General features: G+C 61.1%; 16 protein-coding genes. 8 read left to right on the top strand and 8 right to left on the bottom strand.

Annotated elements, in window-relative coordinates:
• Nucleotides 1–8: 8 nt before the first annotated feature.
• On the bottom strand, nucleotides 9–1220 hold the full coding sequence (locus ACM6HV_RS00175) for a CmpA/NrtA family ABC transporter substrate-binding protein (protein ID WP_414902802.1): 1212 nt from the start codon (nucleotides 1218–1220) through the stop codon (nucleotides 9–11).
• Nucleotides 1221–1443: 223 nt separating this feature from the next.
• Here ACM6HV_RS00175 and ACM6HV_RS00180 point away from each other — a divergent pair, with 223 nt between their 5' ends.
• On the top strand, nucleotides 1444–2466 hold the full coding sequence (locus ACM6HV_RS00180) for a quinone-dependent dihydroorotate dehydrogenase (RefSeq protein WP_414902804.1): 1023 nt from the start codon (nucleotides 1444–1446) through the stop codon (nucleotides 2464–2466).
• 248 nt (nucleotides 2467–2714) lie between these two features.
• Here the strand turns inward: ACM6HV_RS00180 and rmf are convergent, their stop codons facing one another.
• Entirely contained in the window at nucleotides 2715–2930 is a 216-nt protein-coding gene (gene rmf, locus ACM6HV_RS00185; RefSeq protein ID WP_003223300.1) for a ribosome modulation factor, read from the bottom strand.
• A gap of 531 nt (nucleotides 2931–3461) precedes the next feature.
• Between rmf and rlmKL the strand changes: the two genes are divergently transcribed.
• Nucleotides 3462–5732 (top strand): bifunctional 23S rRNA (guanine(2069)-N(7))-methyltransferase RlmK/23S rRNA (guanine(2445)-N(2))-methyltransferase RlmL, encoded by a 2271-nt coding sequence (gene rlmKL, locus ACM6HV_RS00190; protein WP_145593264.1) that lies wholly within the window; start codon nucleotides 3462–3464, stop codon nucleotides 5730–5732.
• Between the two features lie 147 nt (nucleotides 5733–5879).
• The gene (locus ACM6HV_RS00195) at nucleotides 5880–8267 is read left to right on the top strand and encodes a diguanylate cyclase (RefSeq protein ID WP_414902807.1); all 2388 of its coding nucleotides are present in this window, start codon (nucleotides 5880–5882) and stop codon (nucleotides 8265–8267) included.
• Nucleotides 8268–8425: 158 nt separating this feature from the next.
• On the opposite strand, the gene dacB is transcribed toward ACM6HV_RS00195, so the two are convergent.
• Complete coding sequence (dacB, locus tag ACM6HV_RS00200; RefSeq protein ID WP_414902809.1) at nucleotides 8426–9886, bottom strand: D-alanyl-D-alanine carboxypeptidase/D-alanyl-D-alanine-endopeptidase; 1461 nt, start codon at nucleotides 9884–9886, stop codon at nucleotides 8426–8428.
• Nucleotides 9887–10121: 235 nt separating this feature from the next.
• Between dacB and ACM6HV_RS00205 the strand changes: the two genes are divergently transcribed.
• Complete coding sequence (locus ACM6HV_RS00205) at nucleotides 10122–10466, top strand: YggL family protein (RefSeq protein ID WP_003223308.1); 345 nt, start codon at nucleotides 10122–10124, stop codon at nucleotides 10464–10466.
• A gap of 131 nt (nucleotides 10467–10597) precedes the next feature.
• Here the strand turns inward: ACM6HV_RS00205 and ACM6HV_RS00210 are convergent, their stop codons facing one another.
• Nucleotides 10598–11788 (bottom strand): benzoate/H(+) symporter BenE family transporter, encoded by a 1191-nt coding sequence (locus tag ACM6HV_RS00210; RefSeq protein WP_414902812.1) that lies wholly within the window; start codon nucleotides 11786–11788, stop codon nucleotides 10598–10600.
• Nucleotides 11789–12145: 357 nt separating this feature from the next.
• Here ACM6HV_RS00210 and ACM6HV_RS00215 point away from each other — a divergent pair, with 357 nt between their 5' ends.
• Nucleotides 12146–12910, top strand: a complete 765-nt coding sequence (locus ACM6HV_RS00215) for a GntR family transcriptional regulator (RefSeq protein ID WP_007961054.1) — start codon at nucleotides 12146–12148, stop codon at nucleotides 12908–12910.
• A gap of 147 nt (nucleotides 12911–13057) precedes the next feature.
• On the opposite strand, the gene guaD is transcribed toward ACM6HV_RS00215, so the two are convergent.
• The 4 genes from guaD to xdhA all read right to left on the bottom strand — a co-directional run bounded on the left by guaD (nucleotide 13058) and on the right by xdhA (nucleotide 19197).
• Complete coding sequence (gene guaD / locus ACM6HV_RS00220) at nucleotides 13058–14362, bottom strand: guanine deaminase (RefSeq protein ID WP_131670046.1); 1305 nt, start codon at nucleotides 14360–14362, stop codon at nucleotides 13058–13060.
• 13 nt (nucleotides 14363–14375) lie between these two features.
• On the bottom strand, nucleotides 14376–15233 hold the full coding sequence (gene xdhC, locus ACM6HV_RS00225; protein WP_414902814.1) for a xanthine dehydrogenase accessory protein XdhC: 858 nt from the start codon (nucleotides 15231–15233) through the stop codon (nucleotides 14376–14378).
• 117 nt (nucleotides 15234–15350) lie between these two features.
• Nucleotides 15351–17750: a xanthine dehydrogenase molybdopterin binding subunit gene (xdhB, locus tag ACM6HV_RS00230; RefSeq protein WP_414902816.1), complete on the bottom strand. Its 2400-nt coding sequence runs from the start codon at nucleotides 17748–17750 to the stop codon at nucleotides 15351–15353.
• Nucleotides 17743–19197 (bottom strand): xanthine dehydrogenase small subunit, encoded by a 1455-nt coding sequence (gene xdhA, locus ACM6HV_RS00235; protein ID WP_414902818.1) that lies wholly within the window; start codon nucleotides 19195–19197, stop codon nucleotides 17743–17745. The genes xdhB and xdhA overlap by 8 nt, the downstream gene beginning before the upstream one ends.
• Nucleotides 19198–19464: 267 nt before the next feature.
• Between xdhA and ACM6HV_RS00240 the strand changes: the two genes are divergently transcribed.
• The 3 genes from ACM6HV_RS00240 (at nucleotide 19465) to zipA (ending at nucleotide 24738) form a co-directional block, all read left to right on the top strand.
• The gene (locus tag ACM6HV_RS00240) at nucleotides 19465–20124 is read left to right on the top strand and encodes a GntR family transcriptional regulator (RefSeq protein WP_041067784.1); all 660 of its coding nucleotides are present in this window, start codon (nucleotides 19465–19467) and stop codon (nucleotides 20122–20124) included.
• A 2-nt stretch (nucleotides 20125–20126) separates the two neighbouring features.
• The gene (gene smc / locus ACM6HV_RS00245; RefSeq protein WP_414902821.1) at nucleotides 20127–23615 is read left to right on the top strand and encodes a chromosome segregation protein SMC; all 3489 of its coding nucleotides are present in this window, start codon (nucleotides 20127–20129) and stop codon (nucleotides 23613–23615) included.
• Nucleotides 23616–23874: 259 nt separating this feature from the next.
• Nucleotides 23875–24738 carry a cell division protein ZipA gene (zipA, locus tag ACM6HV_RS00250; RefSeq protein WP_414902823.1) on the top strand — a complete coding sequence of 288 codons (864 nt, stop codon included), beginning with the start codon at nucleotides 23875–23877 and terminating at the stop codon, nucleotides 24736–24738.
• Nucleotides 24739–24873: the final 135 nt, after the last annotated feature.

Raw genomic sequence — 24873 nt, forward strand, 5'->3', positions numbered from 1 at the left:
GTCTCCTGTCAGCGGCGGGCGAGCAGAGGAGCGGCGTCGCTCAGGGCGTGCAGCTTGAAACTGCGGGCGTAAGCGGCCGGATCGCTGCCGTCCCAGACTTTGCCATCGAGCAACTGGCTGCTGCGCATTTCCTTGCCCCACGCGGCGACACCGACGGCGGTGGCGGCTTCGCGGTAGATGTCCAGTTGCTGAACCTGACGCGCAACGGCGAGGTAGTCGGGATCCTCGCGCAACAGGCCCCAGCGACGGAATTGGGTCATGAACCACATGCCGTCGGACAGGTACGGCAGATTCACCTCGCCGTTGCTGTGAAAACGCAAGGCGTGCGGGTCCTGCCAGCGATTGCCGAGGCCATCGGCGTAATCACCGAGAAAACGCGGTTCGATGCAGGACAGCGGGGCGTCGAGATATTCCGGGGCGCTCAGCAATTGCGCGGTGCTGCGGCGGTTTTCCGCGCTTTGTTCAATGAAGCGGCTGGCCTCGAGAATTGCCATTACCAGCGCCCGGGCGCTGTTGGGGTATTGCTCGACGAACGCGCGGGTGCAGCCGAGGACTTTCTCCGGATGATCGGGCCAGATGCTCTGGCTGGTCGCCAGGGTGAACCCCAGATCCTGCTGCACGGCGGCCGCCGCCCACGGCTCACCGACGCAGAAACCATCGATGCGCCCGGCTTGCAGGTGTGCGACCATTTGCGGCGGCGGCACCACCACGCTGTCGACGTCCTGCAACGGATGAATGCCCTGACTCGCCAGCCAGTAATACAGCCACATCGCATGGGTGCCGGTGGGGAAGGTCTGGGCGAAGGTCAGTTTTGCGCGGGTTTGGTGCGCCTGCCGATCCAGCGCTTCAGGACTGGTCACGCCCAGTTGCTGCAAACCGTGGGACAGGTTGAGGCTCTGGCCATTCTGGTTCAGCCCCATCAGCACCGCCATGTCACTCGGCGCCACGCCGCCGATGCCCAGGTGCACCGCGTAAATCAGCCCGTACAGGCTGTGGGTGACATCCAGTTCACCGCTGACCAGTTTGTCGCGCAACGTCGCCCAGGACGCCTGACGCTTGAGGTTGATCGTCAGGCCGTAGGGCTGGGCAAAGCCTTGCGTGGCGGCCACGACCACCGAGGCGCAGTCGCTCAAGGCCATGAAACCGAGATTGATCACGCTTTTTTCCGGGGCATCACTGCCGTTGACCCAGGCCAGTGGCCCGACGGACGAATCACTCATATAAAGCCACCCTCAAAAAAAACGCCGTCCCAGGTTTTGCTCAGGCAAAACCTGCGAACGACGCCATTGTCCGTGCCCGCACGCCGTCATTGGCCTGGGGGCTGATAACCCTGAAAGTGCAAGGCATATGCCAGTCAGGCTGATTTGCCTGTGCGCCTCGCGCCGGGGAGCGATGCCCGGCTATAATCGCCGCCTCTTTTCGCCGCCCGAGTCATCGCCGCCCATGTACACCCTGGCCCGTCAGCTGTTGTTCAAACTATCCCCGGAAACCTCCCACGATCTGTCGCTGGATCTGATCGGCGCGGGTGGGCGTTTGGGCCTCAACGGCTTGCTGTGCAAGAAGCCGGCGAACCTGCCGGTGACGGTCATGGGCCTGGATTTCCCGAACCCGGTGGGTCTGGCGGCCGGTCTGGACAAGAACGGCGCGGCTATCGACGGTTTATCGCAACTGGGTTTCGGTTTTGTCGAAATCGGCACCGTGACCCCGCGTCCGCAGCCGGGCAACCCGAAACCACGGATCTTCCGCCTGCCGGAGGCCGAGGCGATCATCAATCGCATGGGCTTCAACAACCTCGGTGTGGATAACCTGCTGGCGCGGGTCGCTGCAGCCAAATACAAGGGCGTGCTGGGGATCAACATCGGCAAGAACTTCGACACCCCGGTCGAGCGCGCCGTGGATGACTACCTGATTTGCCTGGACAAGGTGTATGCCCACGCCAGCTATGTCACGGTCAACGTCAGCTCGCCGAACACCCCGGGCCTGCGCAGCCTGCAGTTCGGTGATTCGCTCAAGCAGTTGCTGGCGGACCTGGCCACGCGCCGCGCCGAACTGGCCCTGCGTCACGGCAAACATGTACCGCTGGCGATCAAGATCGCTCCGGACATGACCGACGAAGAGACCGCGCAAGTGGCTCAGGCATTGATCGAAACCGGGATGGACGCAGTGATCGCCACCAACACCACCCTGAGTCGCGTCGGCGTCGAAGGCATGGAGCACGGTGACGAAGCGGGCGGTCTGTCCGGCGCCCCGGTGCGTGACAAGAGCACCCATACCGTGAAGGTGTTGGCTGAGGAGCTGGGTGGTCGGTTGCCGATCATTGCAGCGGGTGGCATCACTGAAGGCAAGCATGCGGCCGAGAAAATCATGGCGGGTGCGAGTCTGGTGCAGATTTACTCGGGTTTCATCTACAAAGGCCCGGCCTTGATTCGTGAATCGGTCGACGCGATTGCCGCGCTGCGCAAATAACCCAGGCTGACCCGGTCAATGTAGGAGATGCCGAAGGCTGCGATCTTTTGATGTTGTTTTTTAATATCAAAAGCAAGATCAAAAGATCGCAGCCTGCGGCAGCTCCTACATGAGATGTGTGTCATTTCAGGCAAGCATAAAAAAGGGCTCCTCGAAGGAGCCCCTGGGCCGTAGCCCGCCGTCCGGGAAGGACGTGCATGGTAAGTCGCTAGAAATTCAGATTGTCGTGTTGCAATAAGTGCCCTGTGTCAGCCGACGGCGTGAAGTTCGTTGAGTCTGTGGATCCCCGCAGTGCCGGTCATACCGTCCCAGTTGTCGCCGCGTCCTTCTCGCCAGCCGTTGATCCAGGCTTGACGTACCGACGGTAGAGTAAATGGGCAAAGCTCGCGGGATTTGCCACCAACGCCATATTGATATCCGCGCAAAAATGCTCTTTCCAACGGATCACGCTTAAGTCTTCTCATAGGGTGTTTCCCTCACTTGTTGACTGTTTTCGTCGCGTTGACCTCAATCGAGGTCTGGCAGAAAAACTCTGCCGTTGGGCGGCTCGCTGCCGGCGTGGCGAGCCAAGGTGTTGACGCCGTTGCGACGTCAACCTGTGGTCAGTTCTAACCAATGAGTCACAGCGAGGGAATGATCGTTTTGTCATAAGGACGTAACGAAAGTAGTGCTACAGCCATAAGTAACGACGGGTTTCATGAAGGTTTCTGCAGCAAACCCCGGTATGATCGGCCCCGCGCTGGATGATGGGGTTAATCCTTTAGTGAGAATGACCCACGTTTGCGCTTGGGTAATATGCGACGAAGGGTCGCTTTAAGACTTTTTGTTTCATCAACTTTTTTATCTGTCCCGGCATCTAAGCTCTTTTAACCCGAGCAGCGGGGATGGAACGGCACACCTTCGTGCCACGCGGGCGTTCTTGTGGAAAAGCGCCTGATTGAAAACCGGACCGGCAATGCGTTGCCGGTTCACTAGCCAAAGGCTCTGGAAATACCATGTCCGATCGTTTCGAACTCTTCCTCACTTGCCCCAAAGGCCTTGAAGGCCTGCTCATCGAGGAGGCCGTCGGGCTTGGCCTTGAAGAGGCCCGCGAGCACACCTCCGCCGTGCGTGGCATGGCGACCATGGAAACCGCCTATCGCCTGTGCCTGTGGTCGCGTCTGGCCAACCGGGTACTTTTGGTGCTCAAGCGCTTCCCGATGAAAGACGCTGAAGACCTGTACCACGGCGTGCTTGACGTCGAGTGGCAGGATCACATGCTCGCCGACGGCACTCTGGCCGTCGAATTCAGCGGCCACGGCTCGGGCATCGACAACACCCACTTCGGCGCGCTGAAAGTCAAAGACGCCATCGTCGACAAACTGCGTACCCCGCAAGGCGACCGTCCGTCGATCGACAAGCTCAACCCGGACCTGCGCATTCACCTGCGTCTGGATCGCGGCGAAGCTATTTTGTCCCTCGACCTGTCCGGTCACAGCCTGCACCAGCGTGGCTACCGCCTGCAGCAGGGCGCGGCGCCGCTGAAGGAAAACCTCGCGGCAGCGATCCTGATCCGTTCCGGCTGGCCGCGCATTGCGGCCGAAGGCGGCGCGCTGGCTGACCCGATGTGCGGTGTCGGTACGTTCCTCGTCGAAGCGGGGATGATCGCCGCCGACATGGCGCCGAACCTGCGTCGCGAGCAGTGGGGCTTCACCGCCTGGCTGGGGCACGTTCCGGCGCTGTGGAAAAAACTCCATGAAGAAGCCGTCGAGCGTGCCGCTGCCGGTCTGGCCAAGCCGCCGCTGTGGATTCGCGGTTACGAAGCCGACCCGCGCCTGATTCAACCGGGTCGCAACAACGTCGAGCGTGCCGGTCTGAGCGAGTGGATCAAGATCTATCAGGGCGAAGTCGCGACCTTCGAGCCGCGTCCGGACCAGAACCAGAAAGGTCTGGTGATCTGCAACCCGCCGTACGGCGAGCGTCTGGGCGACGAAGCCAGCCTGCTTTACCTCTATCAGAACCTTGGCGAGCGCCTGCGTCAGGCCTGCCTGAACTGGGAAGCGGCGGTGTTCACCGGCGCGCCGGATCTGGGCAAGCGCATGGGCATTCGCAGCCACAAACAGTATTCGTTCTGGAACGGCGCGTTGCCGTGCAAACTGCTGTTGATCAAAGTGCTGCCGGATCAGTTCGTCACCGGCGAGCGGCGGACCCCGGAACAGCGTCAGGCCGAGCGTGAGCAAGCTGCTTACGATCAAACCCCGAACGAGCCGCAAGAGCGCAAGTTCAACAAGAACGGCAACCCGATCAAACCGACGCCAGCCCCGGCGCCGGTGGTCGAGCAGCCGCGCCTGAGCGAAGGCGGGCAGATGTTTGCCAACCGCCTGCAGAAAAACCTCAAGGCGATGAGCAAGTGGGTCAAGCGCGAAGGCATCGACTGCTACCGCGTCTACGATGCCGACATGCCGGAATACGCCATGGCCATCGACCTGTATCACGACTGGGTGCACGTGCAGGAATACGCCGCGCCGAAGTCGATCGATCCGGAAAAGGCCTCGGCACGCATGTTCGACGCCCTGGCCGCGATCCCGCAGGCGCTGAACGTCGACAAGAGCCGCGTGGTGGTCAAACGCCGCGAGCGCCAGAGCGGCACCAAGCAATACGAGCGTCAGGCGGCGCAAGGCAAGTTCAATGAGGTCAGCGAAGGCGGCGTCAAGCTGCTGGTGAACCTCACTGACTACCTCGACACCGGGCTGTTCCTCGATCACCGGCCAATGCGCATGCGCATTCAGAAAGAGGCGGCCGGCAAGCGCTTCCTCAATCTGTTCTGCTACACCGCGACCGCCAGTGTGCACGCGGCCAAGGGCGGTGCGCGCAGCACCACCAGCGTCGACTTGTCGAAGACGTATCTGGACTGGGCGCGGCGCAACCTGTCGCTGAACGGCTTCTCCGACAAGAACCGTCTGGAGCAGGGCGACGTGATGGCGTGGCTGGAGAGTTGCCGGGACGAATACGACCTGATCTTCATCGACCCGCCGACCTTCTCCAACTCCAAGCGCATGGAAGGCATCTTTGACGTGCAGCGTGACCAGGTGCAGTTGATCGACCTGGCCATGGCGCGCCTGGCCCCGGGTGGCGTGCTGTACTTCTCCAACAACTTCCGAAAGTTCCAGTTGGAGGAGAACCTCGCCGAGCGTTACGCGGTCGAGGAAATCAGCGCGCAGACCATTGATCCGGATTTCGCCCGCAATACCAAGATTCACCGCGCCTGGAAAATCACGGCGCGTTGACATTTGCCGTGGTTGGATCCACAGAGCCTTGATTTTTAAAGGCTCTTGGATCCGATCAGCGCTAGCCAAATTAATGGCTAATAGCTATAACTCAACGCATGGCCAATGGGGTTTTCCCCCGAAACAATGGCGTCGTGAGTTGCCCCTATGTCGTTGCACCCCGTGCGCCCAAAGATTCTGGGTTTTATCAGTGAAGACGTCTCGGCCTGGCTGGTCGCGATACTGGTATTGCTCGCCGGCGGGATTCTCACGGGGCTGCTCGCCTGGGCCTCCCTCAATCAGTTTCACCATCAACTGCGCCAACGCTTCCAATTGCTGGCCAATGAGCGTTACAGCCGCATCGAAGAACGTTTCCAGGATCAGGAACAGCGTCTCGATGGTCTGCGCCGTTTCTTCGCCAACTCCGATTCGGTGTCGCGCAGCGAATTCGACGGCTATGCCAAACCGCTTCTATTACGCACCCAGGCCTATTCCTATGCGCCGCGGGTCAGCCGTGCCGAGCGTCCGGCGATCGAACAAGCGGTGCGTAGCGAAGGGTTCAGCACCTTCACCTTTCGCGAGCTGAATGCTGACGGCCAGTTGCAGACCGCCGGTGATCGTCCCGAATACGTTCCGGTGATCTACACCCAGAGCCAGAGCCGCTTGCCCACCCCGCTGGGCTATGACCTGCTGGCGCAACCGCTGCGCCGGGCGACGCTGGAGCGCGCCGACCGCACCGGGCACATGGTGGTGTCGCAGCCGTTGCATCTGGTGGGGATTGATCCGGCCTATGCCCGGGGCGTCTTGCTGCTGGCGCCGGTCACTGAGGAGGGCGCGGCGAAAGGTTCTGCGCAAGGGTACGTGATGGCGGTGATCAGCATGCAGCAGTTGCTGGCCGACGGACTGCCGGAGGAAACCCAGGATTTCCTCACGGTGCGTATTCTCGACCTGTCCACCGACGATCAGCATGAAGTGCTCTACGAGTCCGCCAATAAGGCCGGGGCCAGCGACCTGTCCGCCACACGTTTGGTTCGCATGGCCGACCATGATTATCAAGTGGACATTCAGCCCAGCGAGGCATTTTTACAGGCCAACCATTCTTCCATCAGCAGCCTGGTGGTGCTGGGCGCGCTGCTGAGCCTGTTGCTCAGCGCGTTGCTGTATGTGCTGGTCAGTCAACGCCAGCGCGCCTTGCGCATGGTCGAACTGCGCACCCAGGAACTGCACGCCCGCGAGCAGGAGTTGCGCGGCACCCACGGTCAGTTGCGTGGCGTGCTGAATGCCGCAACCCAGGTGGCAATCATCGCCACCGACCTGCGCGGGGTGATCAACACCTTCAACCCTGGCGCCGAACAGATGCTCGGCTACAGCAGCGCTGATGTGGTCGGCCACATGACCCTGGAAAACCTGCATCTGCCGCGAGAACTGACCGCGCGTTCGGCGGAGTTGAGTGTGCGTTACGGCAAGAGCATTCCGACCTGCCATGCGATGTTGGTCGAGGGCGGTGAAGTGGGCGGTCACGAGGCGCGCGAATGGACGCTGGTGCGCAGCGACGGCAGTCATCTGCCGGTGAACATGCTCGCCACCCCGGTACTGGATGAGCAGGGTTTGTGGGTCGGGCATCTGGCGATCTGCATCGACATCACCGAGCGCAAGCGCGTGCACGAAGCACTGGCGGCGCGCGATGTATTGCTGAAGAAACTCAGCGCCCATGTGCCCGGCGGCATCTACCAGTTCAAGATGGAATTCGACGGGCGCTTCAGCGTGATTTATGCCAGCGACGGCATCCGCGAGATCTACGAGCTGGAGCCCGACGTGCTGCTGCTCAATGCCGAGGCGATTTTCACCCGCATCCATCCACAAGACGTCTCGCGAGTGCGCAGCTCGATCCGCGCTTCGGCGGACAGCCTCAGCCCATGGCGCGAGGAATACCGCGTGCAGTTGCCCGAGCGTGGCCTGCGCTGGGTGCGCGGCGAGGCGACGCCGGAGGAACTGCCGGGCGGCGGCGTGCTGTGGCACGGCTACATCTCGGACATTTCCGACTTGAAACGGGTGGAGGAGGAACTGCGGGCGCTGTCGGTCACCGACTCGCTGACCGGCATCCACAACCGCCGCTACTTCCAGGAACGCTTGACCACCGAAATGGCCCGGGTCGAGCGCGGCGGCGGTGAGCTGTCGGTGATCATGCTCGACATCGACCACTTCAAACGCATCAACGACCAGTACGGCCATGCCGTCGGCGATCGGGTGCTGCAGGCGGTGTGCGAGCGCATCGGCCATCGCTTGCGGCGGACCGATGTGTTCTGTCGTCTCGGTGGCGAGGAATTCATGGTGCTGTGCCCGGACATCGACGGCGAGCACGCGTACATGCTGGCGGTGGAGTTGTGGCAAGGCCTGCGCAGCGCGCCGGTGGATGTGGTCGGGGTGGTGACGGCCAGTTTCGGCATCGCCAGCTGGCGCCCGGGGGAGGGCGCGGATGCGCTGTTGCTGCGCGCGGATTCGGGGGTGTATGCGGCGAAGCAGGGCGGGCGCGATCGGGTCGAGCAGATGAGCTGAGCCGTTACACCAATCCCCTGTGGAACCCTGTTTTGTGGCGAGGGAGCTTGCTCCCGCTTGAGTGCGTAGCGCTCACAAAATCATTGGGGCCGCTGCGCAGCCCAGCGGGAGCAAGCTCCCTCGCCACAGAGAGTTGCTTCCACAGGTTCGACGGTGGTTTACAGCGCCGAAGCGGTCTGCGGCAAACGTGGCTGCTTGTACAGATCCAGCAGCACCTGATCCAGCACCGACGACGCGCCGAACGGGGCTTTGTCGTTGAGGATCGCTACCACCGCCCAGGTGTTGCCGTTGACGTCGCGGCTGAAGCCGGCGATGGCGCGCACGGTGTTCAGGGTGCCGGTCTTGACGTGGGCCTCGCCGCGCATCGCGGTGGTCTTCAGGCGTTTGCGCATGGTGCCGTCGGTGCCGGCAATCGGCAGCGAGCTGATGTACTCGGCAGCGTATGGGCTGTGCCAAGCGGCTTGCAGCATGTTGGCCATCTCGCGGGCGCTGACGCGTTCGGCGCGCGACAGCCCGGAGCCGTTTTCCATCACCAGGTGCGGCGCGGTGATGCCTTTCTTCGCCAGCCACTGGCGGACTACGCGTTGTGCGGCCTTGGCGTCGTCACCGTCGGCTTCGTTGCGGTACTTCTGACCGAGGCTCAGAAACAGCTGCTGGGCCATGGTGTTGTTACTGTATTTGTTGATGTCGCGGATGATTTCCGCCAGATCCGGCGAGTAGGCGCGGGCCAGCAGCTTGGCGCTGCTCGGGGTCGCGGCGAGGCGATCCTTGCCCTGGATGCTGCCGCCCAGTTCTTTCCAGATCGCGCGCACGGCGCCAGCGGTGTAGGTCGCATGGTCGAGCAGTGACAGATAAGTCTGCGAGCTGCAGCCATCGCCCAACTGACCGGCGACAGTCACGGTCACGCTGCCATCAGGCTGGGTCACCGGGTTGTAGCGCACGCCACCGGTGCACTGCTTGGAGTTGAGCGCCTTGACCGTGTTTTCGATGCGCACGCTGGCAATCGGCGGCTCCACCGAGATCAGCACCCGGCCACCGTCATTGCGCGCGACGAAGCGCAGGGCCTTGAGGTTGACCAGCAGCGAGTCCGGTTTGACCAGGAACGGCTTGTTCTCGTCGTTGCCGTCGTCGTTGAATTCCGGCAGTTGCGGTTGGATGAAGAAGCCGCGGTCGAGGATCAGGTCGCCGGTGACCTGAGTCACGCCGTTGGCGCGCAGATCGCGCATCAGCAGCCAGAGTTTTTCCATGTTCAGTTTCGGATCGCCGCCACCCTTGAGGTAGAGGTTGCCATTGAGAATGCCACCGCTCAGATCGCCGTCGGTGTAGAACTCGGTTTTCCACTGATGGTTGGGGCCGAGCATTTCCAGCGCGGCGTAGGTGGTGACCAGTTTCATGGTCGAGGCCGGGTTGACCGAGACGTCGGCGTTGTACACGGTCGGATTGCCCGGGCCGTCGAGCGGAATCATCACCAGCGACAGCGCAGTCGGCTGCAGCTTGCTGGCCTTGAGGGCTTTTTCGACGTTGGGGGTGAGGGCGGTATTGATAGTGGCAGCGGCAACCGGCAGGGCCAGGGGCAGAAGAAGGCCGGCAAGAAAGAGAGGACGCAACGATTTGATCATATGAAATAAAACCCTGCAAAAGAGGGGAAAAATAACGAGGGCATGGATGAAAAAGCCCTCAGTGGTCATGAAAGTGTCGGCATTATGCCCCAAGGTGTAACAGCTTGTGCCTTGCCCGGGGCGGCCATTTCGTTATTTTTTTTACAGGCGGTCGGCCATAGCGCCCAGAGAGTCGGGCAATTGACCGCTTAAACTGGTAAAGTGCCGGCCGTTATTACTTAAGAGGATTGTTCCAATGGCGACTAACCGTTCCCAGCGTCTGCGCAAAAAACTGTGCGTTGATGAATTTCAAGAGCTGGGTTTCGAACTGAACCTGGACTTCAAAGAAGACTTGTCCGAAGAAGCCATTGACGCTTTCCTCGAAGCATTCATCAAAGAAGCCATGGAAGCCAACGGTCTGGGTTATGTCGGCGGCGATGACTTCGGTCTGGTGTGCCTGCAGAAGCGTGGCTCGGTCAACGAAGAGCAGCGCGCTGCCGTTGAAGCCTGGCTGAAAAACCGTAGCGAACTGACCGGCATGACCGTCAGCCCGCTGCTGGACGTCTGGTATCCGGAAAAGCCGATCAACGCGGCCAAGTGATACTGAAAAAAACGGCGACCTGAGGGTCGCCGTTTTTTTTGGGGAAGATCAAAAGATCGCAGCCTTCGGCAGCTCCTACACGGGAATATGCGTTTCCCTGTAGGAGCTGCCGAAGGCTGCGATCTTTTGCTTTAAGCTTTACGCCAATTCAAAATCAGTAACGTCAAAACCCCCGCGGCAATCCCCCAGAACGCCGAACCAATGGAAAACAGTGTCAACCCCGACGCCGTGACCATAAAGGTAATTAACGCCGCCTCACGCTCTTTCACCTCGGTCATGGCAATGCTCAGGCCATTGATGATCGAGCCGAACAGCGCCAGCGCGGCAATCGACAGCACCAGTTCTTTCGGCAGCGCGGCAAACAGCGCCGCCAACGTAGCGCCGAATACGCCGGCAATCCCGTAGAAAATCCCGCACCAGACCGCGGCGGTGTAGCGTTTGTTGCGGTCTTCATGGGCGTGCGGCCCGGTGCAGATGGCTGCGCTGATCGCAGCGAGGTTGATGCCATGGGAACCGAACGGCGCCAGCAACAGCGAGGCGATGCCAGTGGTGGTGATCAGTGGCGAGGCCGGGACGTTGTAGCCGTCGGCGCGCAGCACGGCGATGCCGGGCATGTTCTGCGAGGTCATCGCCACCACGAACAGCGGAATGCCGATGCTGATGGTCGCGGCCAGCGAGAAGTGCGGCGTGGTCCAGACTGGCGTCGCCACTTCCAGATGAAAGCCGCTGAAATCCAGCAGCCCCATGAAGCCCGACAGCGCGGTGCCGATCAGCAATGCAGCGAGCACCGCGTAACGCGGCGACAGGCGCTTGACCAGCAGATAGGTGAAAAACATCCCCAGCACCAGCCCGGTACGGTGTTGTGCGGCGACGAAGATTTCGCTGCCGATCTTGAACAGAATCCCCGCCAGCAACGCCGCCGCCAGCGATGCCGGGATTTTTTTCACCAAGCGTTCGAAGCTGCCGGTCAGGCCGCAAATGGTCACCAGCACCGCGCAAGTGATGTAGGCGCCGATGGCCTCACCGTAGCTGACGCCGCCCAGGCTGGTGATCAGCAGGGCTGCACCGGGGGTCGACCAGGCGATGGTGATCGGTGTGCGATAGCGCAGCGACAAGCCGATCGAACACACCGCCATGCCGATCGAGATCGCCCAGATCCACGAGGAAATCTGTCCGCTGCTCAGGCCCGCCGCTTGCCCGGCCTGGAACATCAGCACCAGCGAACTGGTGTAGCCGGTCATCATTGCAATGAACCCGGCAACGATCGCTGAGGGCGAAGTGTCGGCGAGGGGGCGCAGGCGGGTGTAGGTGGCGTCGTTCATGACGGCGGTGTTCCTTATACAGATGGAGATGTCCGCAATTACGCTGAACCTTGTGTAGGAGCTGCCGAAGGCTGCGATCTTTTGATTTTGATGTTTGGAAGCAAGATCAAAAGATCGCAGCCTTCGGCAGCTCCTACATAAGAGCAGGTGTGCGCAAAGGCGGATTCTGCGATCAAGCCTAAACTCAATCGTAACGGATCGTTGCAATACAGCCGTGGTCACAAACAGCCATACAGTCGTGTTGCCACCATCCATTGTGTACAATCGCGCTGTTTTTTACGCGATACTTGCCAGCGACCTACTGTGCCGTATTACAGTCACGGTCTATTCGCCGCAGTTCTCCCGACTCGAGTGCCCATGAACGAACAGTTGCAACCCCTCAAGAAACAACCGCGAGCAGGCAAAGCCGGCCGCAGCGGAACCCAGGACGATATTGTCTACGCGCATATCTTCGAGGCCATTCTCGAACAGCGTCTGGCGCCCGGTACAAAATTGAGCGAAGAAGCGCTGGGGGAAATCTTCGGGGTCAGCCGCACCATCATTCGCCGCGCGCTGTCGCGTCTGGCCCATGAAGGCGTGGTGCTGTTGCGGCCGAACCGTGGCGCCGTGGTCGCCAGCCCGAGCGTTGAAGAAGCGCGGCAGGTGTTCATGGCCCGCCGTCTGGTGGAGCGCGCGATCACCGAACTGGCCGTGCAGCACGCCACCGCCGAGCAGATCGCCGAACTGCGCCAGATGGTCAACGACGAGCGCGACAGCTTCTCCCGTGGCGATCGTGGTGCCGGTATCCGTCTGTCCGGCGAATTCCACCTGAAACTGGCCGAAGCGGCGAAGAACGCCCCACTGATCAGCTTCCAGCGCAGCCTGGTCTCGCAGACCTCGCTGATCATCGCCCAGTACGAAAGCGGCAACCGCTCGCATTGCTCCTACGACGAGCACACTCAGTTGATCGATGCCATCGAAGCGCGCAACGGTGAGCTGGCGGTGGACTTGATGATGCACCACATGGATCACATCGACAGCAAGCTCAACCTCGATGAGGAAAGTGCGTCGGATGACCTGCATGCGGTGTTCTCGCATTTGTTGCAGACCAAGAAGCCTGGGCGCCCTGCGGCCAAGCTTTAAAAGATCGCAGCCTTCGGCAGCTCCTACAGGAGCGTGCGATCCAATGTAGGAGCTGCCGCAGGCTGCGATCTTTTGATCTTCCTGGCAGGCAACAAAAAATCCCCCGGGGTGAATACCACCGGGGGATTTTTTATGCCTGGAGAAAACTCAGCGCTGATGCACCAAAGCCCCCGCCGCATACGTCTGCTGCACCGTGCGGTCATCGCCCAGTGTCATCAGCACAAACAACGTTTCGGCAATGTTGTTCGCCTGTTTCAGGCGATAGCTCAGTAGCGGCGTGGCGTTGTAGTCGAGCACCAGGAAGTCCGCATCAGAACCCGGCTGCAGGTTGCCGATCTTGTCTTCCAGGCGCAGTGCCCGCGCACCGCCGAGGGTCGCCAGGTACAGCGACTTGAACGGACTCAGGCGTGCACCCTGCAACTGCATGACTTTGTAAGCTTCGTTCAGGGTTTGCAGCAGCGAGAAACTGGTACCGCCGCCGACGTCAGTGCCCAGACCGACATTCAGCTTGTGCTTCTCGGCCATCGGCAAGTTGAACAGGCCGCTGCCGAGGAAGAAGTTTGAGGTCGGGCAAAACGAGATCGCCGAGCCGGTTTCCGCCAGCCGCGCGCATTCGTCGTCGCACAGGTGCACGCCGTGGGCGAATACCGAGCGCTCGCCGAGCAGTTGGTAGTGATCGTAGACGTCCAGATAGCCCTTGCGCTCCGGGAACAGTTCCTTGACCCACTCGATTTCCTTGAGGTTCTCGCTGATGTGGGTCTGCATGTACAGATCCGGGTATTCGGTCAGCAGTTGGCCGGCGAGGGTCAGTTGTTCCGGGGTGCTGGTCGGCGCAAAGCGCGGGGTGACCGCGTAGTGCAGGCGGCCCTTGCCGTGCCAGCGTTCGATCAGCGCCTTGCTCTCAACGTAGCTCGATTCGGCGGTGTCGGTCAGATAGTCCGGCGCGTTGCGGTCCATCATCACCTTGCCGGCGATCATCCGCAGGTCGAGCTTCTCGGCCGCTTCGAAGAACGAGTTCACCGACTGCGGGTGCACGCTGCCGAACACCAGTGCGGTGGTGGTGCCGTTGCGCAGCAGTTCCTTGATGAAAATGTCCGCGACTTCATCCGCGTGGGTCTTGTCACCGAACTGGCTTTCGCACGGGAAGGTGTAGGTGTTGAGCCAGTCCAGCAGTTGCTCGCCGTAGGCCCCGACCATGCCGGTCTGCGGCAGGTGGATGTGGGTGTCGATGAAGCCCGGGGTGATCAGCGCATCCTGATAATGGGTGATCTCGATGTCCGCCGGCAGGGTCGGCAGCAATTCGCTGGCGTGGCCGAGGGCGCTGATCTTGCCGCCATCGACCACCAGCAGGCCATCTTCGAAATATTCGTAGGAGGCTTCGATCCCGACCTCGGCGGGGTCGGCGATGCTGTGCAAGATGGCGGCGCGGTAGGCTTTGCGAGTCAGAGGCATGAGGGTTCTCTAATCAGTTTGAGGCTTTGAGTGTGGCGGCCTGACTGCGCCGGGAAACCGGCAGCAGTTTGGCAATCGGTTCGGCGCTGGCGCTGTGCTGGCCGAAATTGGCGTTATAGGTGGCGATGATTTCGCCGGCGATGGAGATGGCGATTTCCACAGGCAGTTTGCCTTTGACTTCGCCGATGCCCATCGGGCAGCGCATGCGTTGCACGACGCTGCTGTCGAAACCGCGATCACGCAGGCGATGTTCGAATTTGACGCGTTTGGTCTTCGAACCGATCAGGCCGAAGTAGGCGAAATCGTTGCGCTTGAGGAGCGCGGCCGTCAGTTCCAGGTCGAGCTGATGGTTGTGGGTCATGACGATGCAGTAGCTGCCGGCGGGCAGGTCATCGATTTCATCCACAGGCTCTTCGGTGACGATTTTACGCACGCCGTGGGGGATCTGTTCGGGGAATTCCTCTTCCCGCGAATCGATCCAGCGTACCCGGCACGGCAGGCTGGCGAGCAGCGGCACCAGCGCGCGGCCGACATGCCCGGCGCCGAACACTGCGATCTGCGCCTGCACCTGGCCCATCGGTTCGAACAGCAGCACGGTGGCGCCGCCGCAGCACTGGCCGAGGCTGGCACCAAGGCTGAAACGCTCCAGATGGGTCTCCTGCTTGCCGCTGGCGAGCATCTCGCGGGCGATCTGCATGGCTTTGTATTCCAGATGCCCGCCACCGATGGTGTCGAAGGTCTGTTTCGCGCTGACGACCATTTTCGAGCCGGCATTGCGCGGGGTCGAGCCGAGTTCTTCGATGATCGTCACCAGAACACAGGGTTCGCCCTGGTTCTGCAGGTCGGCGAGGGCGTCGATCCAGTTGTACATGTTCACCTCGACATCTGTCGTTGTCTGTTCGGGCCTCTTCGCGAGCAGGCTCGCTCCCACAAGGGAATGCATTCCAAATGTGGGAGCGAGCCTGCTCGCGAAAGCCGCGCCTCGGTCCTAGAGCGGAGCCAACTCGGCTTCTGCAGCAACCGCTTTCACCGTCTTGAGCTGACGCATCTGCTCACACCCCCACAACACCCGCTCCGGGGTCGCCGGCGCATCGATCTGCGGTTGATGCTTGTAGTCACCAAGGCTCGCTACCGCGTCCTTGATCGCGCACCACGCGGCAATCCCGAGCATGAACGGCGGCTCACCCACGGCCTTGGAATGGAACACCGTGTCTTCCGGGTTCTTGCGGTTTTCCACCAGTTTCACCCGCAGGTCCAGCGGCATGTCCGCCACGGCCGGGATCTTGTAGCTGGCCGGGCCGTTGGTCATCAACTTGCCCTTGTTGTTCCAGACCAGTTCTTCCATGGTCAGCCAGCCCATGCCCTGGATGAAACCGCCCTCGACCTGACCGATGTCGATGGCCGGGTTCAGCGAGGCGCCGACGTCGTGGAGGATGTCGGTACGCAGCATCTTGTACTCGCCGGTCAGGGTGTCGACGATCACTTCGCAGCACGCTGCGCCGAAGGCGAAGTAGTAGAACGGCCGGCCCCGGGCCTGGCTACGGTCGTAGTAGATTTTCGGGGTCTTGTAGAAGCCGGTGCTCGACAGCGAGACCTGATTGAAATACGCCAGTTGGATCAGCGCCTCGAAGGTCATGATGTGGTCACGCACGCGCACATGGCCGTTGTGGAATTCCACGTCTTCTTCGCTGACCTTGTAGTGCCGCGCGGCGAACTCCACCAGACGTTGCTTGATGATCTCGGCGGCATTCTGCGCGGCCTTGCCGTTGAGGTCTGCGCCGCTGGAGGCAGCGGTCGGCGAGGTGTTTGGCACTTTGTCGGTGTTGGTCGCGGTGATCTGCACCCGATCCATTTCCACCTGGAACACTTCGGCCACTACCTGCGCGACTTTGGTGTTGAGGCCCTGGCCCATTTCCGTGCCACCGTGGTTGAGGTGGATGCTGCCGTCGGTGTAGACGTGGATCAGCGCGCCGGCCTGGTTGAGGAAACTGGCGGTGAAGGAAATGCCGAATTTCACCGGGGTCAGCGCCAGGCCTTTTTTCAGGATCGGGCTGTTGGCGTTGTAGCGGCGGATTGCTTCGCGGCGCTCGGCGTACTGGCTGCTTTCTTCCAGTTCGGCGGTCATCTCTTCGAGCATGTTGTGCTCGACGGTCTGGTAGTAGTGAGTGACGTTGCGCTCGGTCTTGCCATAGTAGTTGGCCTTGCGCACGGCCAGTGGATCGAGGTTGAGGTGGCGGGCAATCGCGTCCATCACTTCTTCGATGGCGACCATCCCTTGCGGGCCGCCGAAACCACGGTAAGCAGTGTTCGACGCGGTGTTGGTCTTGCAGCGGTGACCGTTGATGGTCGCGTCACCGAGGTAATAAGAGTTGTCCGAGTGGAACATCGCCCGGTCGACAATCGAAGCGGAAAGGTCCGGCGAACAGCCGCAGTTGCCGGCCAGGTCCATGGCGATCCCGTGCAGGCGCCCGGTGCTGTCGAAGCCGACGTCGTACTCGACATAGAACGGGTGGCGCTTGCCGGTCATCAGCATGTCTTCGACCCGTGGCAGGCGCATCTTGGTCGGCTGGCCGGTGAGGTGCGCGATCACCGCGCACAGGCACGCCGGGCTGGCGGCCTGGGTTTCCTTGCCGCCGAAACCACCGCCCATGCGGCGCATGTCGACGACGATCTTGTTCATCGACACGTCGAGCACTTCGGCCACCAGCTTCTGCACTTCGGTGGGGTTCTGCGTCGAGCAGTAGACGATCATGCCGCCGTCTTCGGTGGGCATCACCGAGGAGATCTGGGTTTCCAGATAAAAGTGTTCCTGGCCGCCGATGTGCAGCGTGCCTTGAATGCGGTGTTCAGCCGTCGCCAGCGCCGAGGCCGAATCGCCACGCTGGTGGGTGTGGCTGTCGAGCACGAAGTGGCGTTTGCGCAAGGCTTCGACCACGTCCAGCACCGGCTCGAGATCTTCGTATTCGATGATCGCCGCCATCGCCGCTTTGCGTGCGGTTTCCAGATCTTTCGCGGCCACGGCCAGCACCGGTTGACCAACGAACTGCACGTCGTCAATCGCCAGCAGTGGATCGCCCGGCAGCAACGGGCCGATGTCTTTCAGGCCCGGCACGTCTTCGTGGGTGATCGCAATGCGCACGCCTTCGAAGGCGTAGCAGGGCTTGGTGTCGATGCTGATGATTTTCGCGTGGGCGCGGTCCGACAGCCGTGCGTAAACGTGCAGCTGATTGGGGAATTCCAGGCGATCATCGATGTACTGCGCTTCACCGGACACATGCTTGGCGGCGCTGTCGTGCTTGACGCTGCGGCCGACGCCGGTGGTCAGGTCCCTGGCGAACAGTTCCGCCAGTTCGGCTTGAGTCTTCTCTACGGCGTGATGGTTAGACATAAGCGGTCACCCGAGTTTCGATGTGCGGTGTTTGCAGTTCGATGAAGTATTTGCGCAGCAGGTTCTGAGCGCTGAGCAGGCGATATTCCTTGCTGGCGCGGAAGTCCGAGAGCGGCGTGAAATCTTCGGCCAGTGCGGCGCAGGCGCGTTCGATCACAGCGTTGCTGAACGGCTGGCTGAGCAGTACGGCTTCGCAATGCGCGGCGCGTTTGGGGATCGCGGCCATGCCACCGAACGCTACGCGTGCGTCAGTGATCACGCCGTTCTCGACGCGCAGATTGAAGGCGGCGCAGACGGCGGAAATGTCATCGTCCAGACGTTTGGAGACCTTGTAGGCGCGGAAACGCTGCTCGGTCGTGGCGCGCGGGACGATGATCTTCTCGATGAACTCGCTTTCCTGACGGGCGGTGACCTTGTAGTCGATAAAGTAATCTTCCAGGTTCAGGGTGCGCCGGGTTTCACCTTTGCACAGCACCACCTGCGCGCCGAGGGCAATCAGCAGCGGTGGCGAATCACCAATCGGCGAGGCGTTGCCGATGTTGCCGCCGAGGGTGCCCTGGTTGCGGATCTGCAGCGAGGCGAAGCGGTGCAGCAGTTCGCCGAAGTCCGGGTATTCGGCAGTCAGCGCTTCGTAGCAGTCGGAGAGGGCGGTGGCGGCGCCGATTTCGATCCGGTCGTCGAAGGTTTCGATGCGCTTCATTTCGGCGACGTTGCCGACGTAGATCATCACCGGCAGGGTGCGATGGAACTGGGTGACTTCCAGCGCCAGATCGGTGCCGCCGGCCAGCAGTCGCGCTTGTGGGTAAGCGTCGTACAGATCAGCCAGGTCGGCGACGGTCAGCGGCACCAGGCAACGCTTGTCGCCACTGTTGAGTTCACCGATATCGGTCGGGGCGATGGCTTTGAGGCGGGCGATGGTCTCGGCTTCGCGGGCATCGAACTGGTCCGGCTGTTTGCCGCAGCAGGATTGCTCGGCGGCGGCGAGAATCGGCCGGTAGCCGGTGCAGCGGCAGAGATTGCCGGCCAGCGCTTCGTGCGCCTTGGCCTGATCCGGTGCATCGCTGTTCTTTTGCAGGGCGAACAGCGACATGACGAAACCGGGGGTGCAGAAGCCGCACTGCGAGCCGTGGCACTCGACCATGGCTTGCTGCACGCTGTGCAATTCGCCCTGGTGCTTGAGGTCTTCGACGCTGATCAGTTGTTTGCCGTGCAGCGACGACACAAAGGTCAGACACGAGTTGAGGCTGCGATAGCGAATGTGTTCGCGGCCGGCGTCATCGGTTTGCAACTCGCCGACTACTACGGTGCAGGCGCCACAATCGCCGCTGGCGCAGCCTTCTTTGGTGCCGGATTTACCTACATGCTCACGCAGGTAATTGAGCACGGTCAGATTCGGGTCCAGGGCGTGCTCGCTACGGAGTTCCTGGTTAAGTAAAAACTGGATCACGGAAGGCCTCGCAGACTCATTATTGTTGTTAACCGACGTGAGCCGAATTTAGCAGGTCTGACTTTTCGGTCAATTGTTTTCTGACTTAAAGGTCAGGAAAAGCGGTTTTGTCGATTAACGCGTGCTCTATTGAGTATTGACCCTGAGCGGAACCCCTGCTTTTTTGCTTGAATCGTGCCAAAAAGCGCCGTGCGGGCACTCCGCCATGCACGTGCATTTGCGCTACACTGCGCCGCTTGTGCAGATCGAAGAGTTTGAAGGACAACCATGACGTTCAAGGCGCCGGACAGCCTCGCCGAGCAAATCGCTCACCACCTCGCCGAACGCATCATTCGCGGCGAAATGAAGCCGGGAGAGCGCATTCAGGAACAGAAGGTCACGCTGGCCCTCAATGTCAGCCGCGGCTCGGTCCGCGAAGCCTTGCTGATCCTCGAACGCCGCCACCTGATCGCGATCCTGCCGCGACGTGGCGCCCATGTCACCGAACTCACCGCGCACAAGGTGCAGAGCCTGTGCACGCTGATGAGCGAGCTGTACATCCTGCTCGGCAATGCGGTTGCCAACGGCTGGCAGACCCAGGCCGACATGGCGCCGTTCGTGCAGATTCAGCAGCGCCTCACCGCCAGCTACGAGCGTCAGGACATCCGCACCTTTGTCGACGACAGTTTCGCCGTGATGCGTGCGGCGTACCCGTTTGCCAACAATCCGTACCTGCAAGAGACCGTCGAGAACCTGCAGCCGGCGATGAGCCGTGCGTATTTCCTCGCCCTCGAACAGCGCAAGGCCGAAATGAGCGAGTTTCTCGAACTGTTTGAACGCCTGCTGGCCGCTGTGCTCGCCCGTGATTTGCCGCAGATTCGCATCGTGCTGACGGCTTATGCCCAGCGCAGCAGCGATCTGGTGGTCTCCGCCCTGACGGTTGCCTGAGCGTGCGGCTAAAGTGCATCAAACTGGCGGGGTTCAAGTCCTTCGTCGACCCGACCACGGTGAACTTCCCCAGTAACATGGCGGCAGTCGTCGGGCCGAACGGTTGCGGCAAGTCGAACATCATCGACGCCGTTCGCTGGGTGATGGGCGAGAGTTCGGCGAAGAACCTGCGTGGCGAGTCGATGACTGACGTCATCTTCAACGGCTCGACCAGCCGCAAACCGGTGAGTCAGGCGAGCATCGAACTGGTGTTCGACAACTCCGACGGCACGCTGGTCGGCGAATACGCGGCGTATGCCGAGATTTCCATTCGCCGCAAAGTCACCCGCGACAGCCAGAACAGCTATTTCCTCAACGGCGCCAAGTGCCGCCGTCGCGACATCACCGACATCTTCCTCGGCACCGGCCTCGGCCCGCGCAGCTACTCGATCATCGAGCAGGGGATGATCTCCAAGCTGATCGAAGCCAAGCCGGAAGACCTGCGTAACTTCATCGAAGAAGCGGCGGGCATCTCCAAGTACAAGGAGCGTCGGCGCGAAACCGAAAACCGCATCCGCCGCACCCACGAAAACCTGGCGCGTCTGACCGACCTGCGTGAAGAGCTGGAGCGCCAGCTCGAACGCCTGCACCGGCAGGCCGAGTCCGCCAAGAAGTATCAGGAATACAAAGCCGAAGAGCGCCAGCTCAAGGCGCAACTGTCGGCCCTGCGCTGGCAGGACCTGAACGATCAGGTCGGCCAGCGCGAATCGATCATCGGCAACCAGGAAGTCAGTTTCGAAGCGCTGGTCGCCGAGCAGCGCAATGCCGATGCCGCCATTGAGCGCCTGCGCGACGGGCACCATGAACTGTCCGAACGCTTCAACCTGGTGCAGGGACGCTTCTATTCGGTCGGCGGCGACATCGCCCGGGTCGAGCAGAGCATCCAGCACGGCCAGCAGCGCTTGCGTCAGTTGCAGGACGACCTTAAGGAAGCCGAGCGCGCGCGTCTGGAAACCGAATCGCACCTGGGCCACGATCGCACGTTGCTGCTGACCCTCGGCGAAGAGCTGGACATGCTCATCCCCGAGCAGGAAGTCACCAGCGCCGCCGCCGAAGAGGCCGCCGCCGCGCTTGAAGATTCCGAAAGCGTCATGCACGGCTGGCAGGAGCAGTGGGACACCTTCAACCTGACCGCCGCCGAACCCCGGCGCCAGGCCGAAGTGCAACAGTCGCGGATCCAGCAACTGGAAACCAGCATGGAACGGCTGGCCGATCGGCAAAAGCGTCTCGCCGAGGAGCGAGACTTGCTCTCCGCCGACCCGGAAGACGCGGCGATCATGGCACTCAACGAGCAGCTCGCCGAATCCGAAGCGACCCTCGAAGATTTGCAGACCAGCGAAGAAGCGCAGGTCGAAAAACTGGAACAACTGCGTCAGGAGTTGCAGCAGGCACTGACCGCGCAGCAGCAGGCGCAGGGCGATTTGCAACGGCTCAACGGGCGACTGGCGTCGTTGGAAGCCTTGCAGCAAGCTGCGCTCGATCCGGGCACCGGTACTGCCGAATGGTTGAAAGAACACAACCTCGCCGAACGGCCGCGTCTGGCCGAAGGGCTGAAGGTTGAAGCAGGTTGGGAGCTGGCGGTGGAAACCGTGCTCGGCGCCGATTTGCAAGCGGTGCTGGTGGATGACTTCAGCGGCTTCGATCTGTCCGGTTTCACCCAAGGGGATTTGCGCCTGCTCAGCCCCGCCAGTGATGGCGTGCGCGTCGCGGGCAGTTTGCTGGATAAAGTCGAGGCGCAGATCGATCTGTCGCCATGGCTCGGCCAGGTCAAACCGGTCGACAGCCTCGAACAGGCGCTGGCCCTGCGCGGGCAGTTGAGTGGCGGGCAGAGTCTGATCAGTCGCGACGGTTACTGGGTTGGTCGACACTTTCTGCGCGTACGTCGCGCCAGTGAAGCTGAGAGCGGCATGCTCGCCCGGGGCCAGGAAATCGAGACGTTGCAGGCCGAGCGCGAAGAGCGCGAAGCCACGGTCGAAGCCATGGAAACCCGCTTGCAGACCTTGCGTGCGCAACAGCGTCAGCAGGAAAACGGCCGCGAACATTTGCGTCGCCTGCTGCAGGATGAAGCCCGCTCACAAGGTGAATTGAAAGCCCAGTTGTCTGCCGGTAAAGCCAAGGCTGAACAATTGATGCTGCGCCGCACGCGGCTTGACGAAGAGCTGATCGAGCTCGCCGAGCAGCGCGAGCTGGAGCACGAGCAGGTCGGCGAAGCGCGCATGCAATTGCAGGAAGCGCTCGACGCCATGGCGCTAGACACCGAGCAGCGCGAATTGCTGCTGGCTCAGCGTGACAGCCTGCGCGAACGCCTTGATCGCGTGCGCCAGGAAGCCCGTCAGCACAAGGATCACGCCCATCAACTGGCGGTGCGTCTCGGCTCGTTGCGCGCGCAGCACGATTCCACGCGCCAGGCGTTGGAACGTCTGGAGATGCAGGCCGAGCGCCTGAGCGAAAAACGCGAACAGTTGAGTCTGAATCTGGAGGAGGGCGAGGCACCGCTGGAAGAGTTGCGCCTGAAACTCGAAGAGCTGCTCGACAAGCGCATGACCGTCGACGAAGAACTGAAGACCGCACAGATTGCTCTGGAAGACGCCGACCGCGAATTGCGCGAGGCGGAAAAGCGCCGGACCCAGGCCGAGCAGCAATCGCAATTGATCCGTGGCCAGCTCGAACAGCAGCGCATGGAATGGCAGGCGCTGACCGTGCGGCGCAAGGCGTTGCAGGATCAATTGCTCGAAGACGGCTACGATCTCAATGGCGTGCTCGCGACCTTGACGCCTGAGGCCAGTGAACGCGCCGCCGAAGAAGAACTCGAACGGATCAATGCGCGGATTCAGCGCCTGGGCGCGATCAACCTCGCGGCCATCGACGAATACACGCAACAATCCGAGCGTAAACGTTATCTGGATGCGCAGGACGCCGATCTGGTCGAAGCATTGGAGACTCTGGAAAACGTCATTCGCAAGATCGACAAAGAGACCCGTAACCGCTTCAAAGATACCTTTGATCAGATCAATGGCGGATTACAGGCGCTTTTCCCGAAAGTTTTCGGTGGCGGCAGCGCGTATTTGGAACTGACGGGCGAAGATCTACTCGATACAGGGGTGACGATCATGGCGCGGCCGCCAGGAAAGAAGAACAGCACTATCCATTTGCTCTCCGGCGGGGAAAAAGCCCTGACCGCGCTGGCACTGGTTTTTGCGATCTTCAAATTGAATCCGGCGCCGTTCTGCATGCTCGATGAAGTTGACGCGCCACTGGATGACGCTAACGTTGGACGCTACGCACGATTGGTTAAAGAGATGTCGCAGACCGTGCAGTTCATCTATATCACCCACAACAAGATCGCCATGGAAATGGCCGATCAACTGATGGGCGTGACGATGCACGAGCCGGGTTGTTCGCGACTGGTTGCAGTGGATGTCGAGGAGGCAATGGCGATGGTGGACGCCTGAGTCAGCGTGGTGCCGGAAGGGTATAAGTAGTCTGTAGGACTTTTTTACCGACTTCGACTTGCTGGCTAATCGACATATTCGCGCAAGCCAACGTGACAGACGGTGTAAAGTTGTCTTTGGTCGTGCTAGTTTAATGTCAATTTTTCGTATACGTGGGCAAAACGCCTGTCAGAACATAGAGTTGGCGCCACGTTTTAAAGCGGTTTGCACAATGTAAACCCCTTATTTTTCAGCATTTTTTATAGAGGCACGGGATTACATGGAAATCGGTCTGCGCGAGTGGCTGATCGTCATCGGCATCATTGTGATAGCCGGTATTCTTTTCGATGGCTGGCGCCGTATGCGCGGCGGCAAGGGAAAACTGAAATTCCGTCTTGACCGAAGTCTGTCCAACCTGCCGGACGAGGACACCAGCGCTGAGCTGTTGGGCCCGGCCCGCGTGCTGGATACGCATAAAGAGCCGCAACTGGACGAACACGACCTGCCGTCGGTGAGCATGCCGGCCCGCGAAGCACGCGAGCCTCGCGAATCCGGCTCCAAGCGTGGCAAGCGCGGCAGCAATGGTCCGGCCCAGGGCGACCTGAACCTCGACCTGGATCTGGACGGCGGCCCGAGCTTCAGCAGCCGTGATGATGACTTCGTCGACGACAGCAAGCCTGCGCCAGCGGTGACCGAGAAGGATCAGCCGCAAGCCGAAGAAGTCCTGGTGATCAGCGTGATCTGCCGCGACGCCGCCGGCTTCAAAGGCCCGGCCCTGCTGCAGAATATTCTCGAAAGCGGTCTGCGTTTTGGCGAGATGGATATTTTCCACCGCCACGAAAGCATGGCCGGCAACGGTGAAGTGCTGTTCTCCATGGCCAACGCGGTCAAGCCGGGGATCTTTGATCTGGACGATATCGACCATTTCAGCACCCCGGCGGTGAGCTTCTTCCTCGGTCTGCCAGGCCCGCGTCATCCGAAGCAGGCCTTCGACGTGATGGTGGCGGCAGCGCGCAAGCTGTCCCAGGAGCTGAACGGCGAGCTGAAAGACGACCAGCGCAGCGTGCTGACCGCGCAGACTATCGAGCACTACCGTCAGCGCATCGTCGAATTCGAACGCCGCGCCCTGACCCAGAAGCGCTAAGGCCGAGATCAAAAGATCGCAGCCTTCGGCAGCTCCTACAGAGGAACGCGATCCCTGTAGGAGCTGTCGAGTGCAACGAGGCTGCGATCTTTGAATGATGAAACTGGAGCAGCCTCGGCTGCTCTTTTGCTTTAT

The organism is Pseudomonas sp. IT-P260 (assembly GCF_949768395.1).
Lineage (GTDB): Bacteria > Pseudomonadota > Gammaproteobacteria > Pseudomonadales > Pseudomonadaceae > Aquipseudomonas > Aquipseudomonas parakoreensis.

Bases quoted from the DNA above. Each gene is read 5' to 3' on its own strand.
- ACM6HV_RS00175 (WP_414902802.1), bottom strand. From the start codon at position 1,220: ATGAGTGATTCGTCCGTCGGGCCACTGGCCTGGGTCAACGGCAGTGAT.
- ACM6HV_RS00180 (WP_414902804.1), top strand. From the start codon at position 1,444: ATGTACACCCTGGCCCGTCAGCTGTTGTTCAAACTATCCCCGGAAACC.
- rmf (WP_003223300.1), bottom strand. From the start codon at position 2,930: ATGAGAAGACTTAAGCGTGATCCGTTGGAAAGAGCATTTTTGCGCGGA.
- rlmKL (WP_145593264.1), top strand. From the start codon at position 3,462: ATGTCCGATCGTTTCGAACTCTTCCTCACTTGCCCCAAAGGCCTTGAA.
- ACM6HV_RS00195 (WP_414902807.1), top strand. From the start codon at position 5,880: ATGTCGTTGCACCCCGTGCGCCCAAAGATTCTGGGTTTTATCAGTGAA.
- dacB (WP_414902809.1), bottom strand. From the start codon at position 9,886: ATGATCAAATCGTTGCGTCCTCTCTTTCTTGCCGGCCTTCTTCTGCCC.
- ACM6HV_RS00205 (WP_003223308.1), top strand. From the start codon at position 10,122: ATGGCGACTAACCGTTCCCAGCGTCTGCGCAAAAAACTGTGCGTTGAT.
- ACM6HV_RS00210 (WP_414902812.1), bottom strand. From the start codon at position 11,788: ATGAACGACGCCACCTACACCCGCCTGCGCCCCCTCGCCGACACTTCG.
- ACM6HV_RS00215 (WP_007961054.1), top strand. From the start codon at position 12,146: ATGAACGAACAGTTGCAACCCCTCAAGAAACAACCGCGAGCAGGCAAA.
- guaD (WP_131670046.1), bottom strand. From the start codon at position 14,362: ATGCCTCTGACTCGCAAAGCCTACCGCGCCGCCATCTTGCACAGCATC.
- xdhC (WP_414902814.1), bottom strand. From the start codon at position 15,233: ATGTACAACTGGATCGACGCCCTCGCCGACCTGCAGAACCAGGGCGAA.
- xdhB (WP_414902816.1), bottom strand. From the start codon at position 17,750: ATGTCTAACCATCACGCCGTAGAGAAGACTCAAGCCGAACTGGCGGAA.
- ACM6HV_RS00240 (WP_041067784.1), top strand. From the start codon at position 19,465: ATGACGTTCAAGGCGCCGGACAGCCTCGCCGAGCAAATCGCTCACCAC.
- zipA (WP_414902823.1), top strand. From the start codon at position 23,875: ATGGAAATCGGTCTGCGCGAGTGGCTGATCGTCATCGGCATCATTGTG.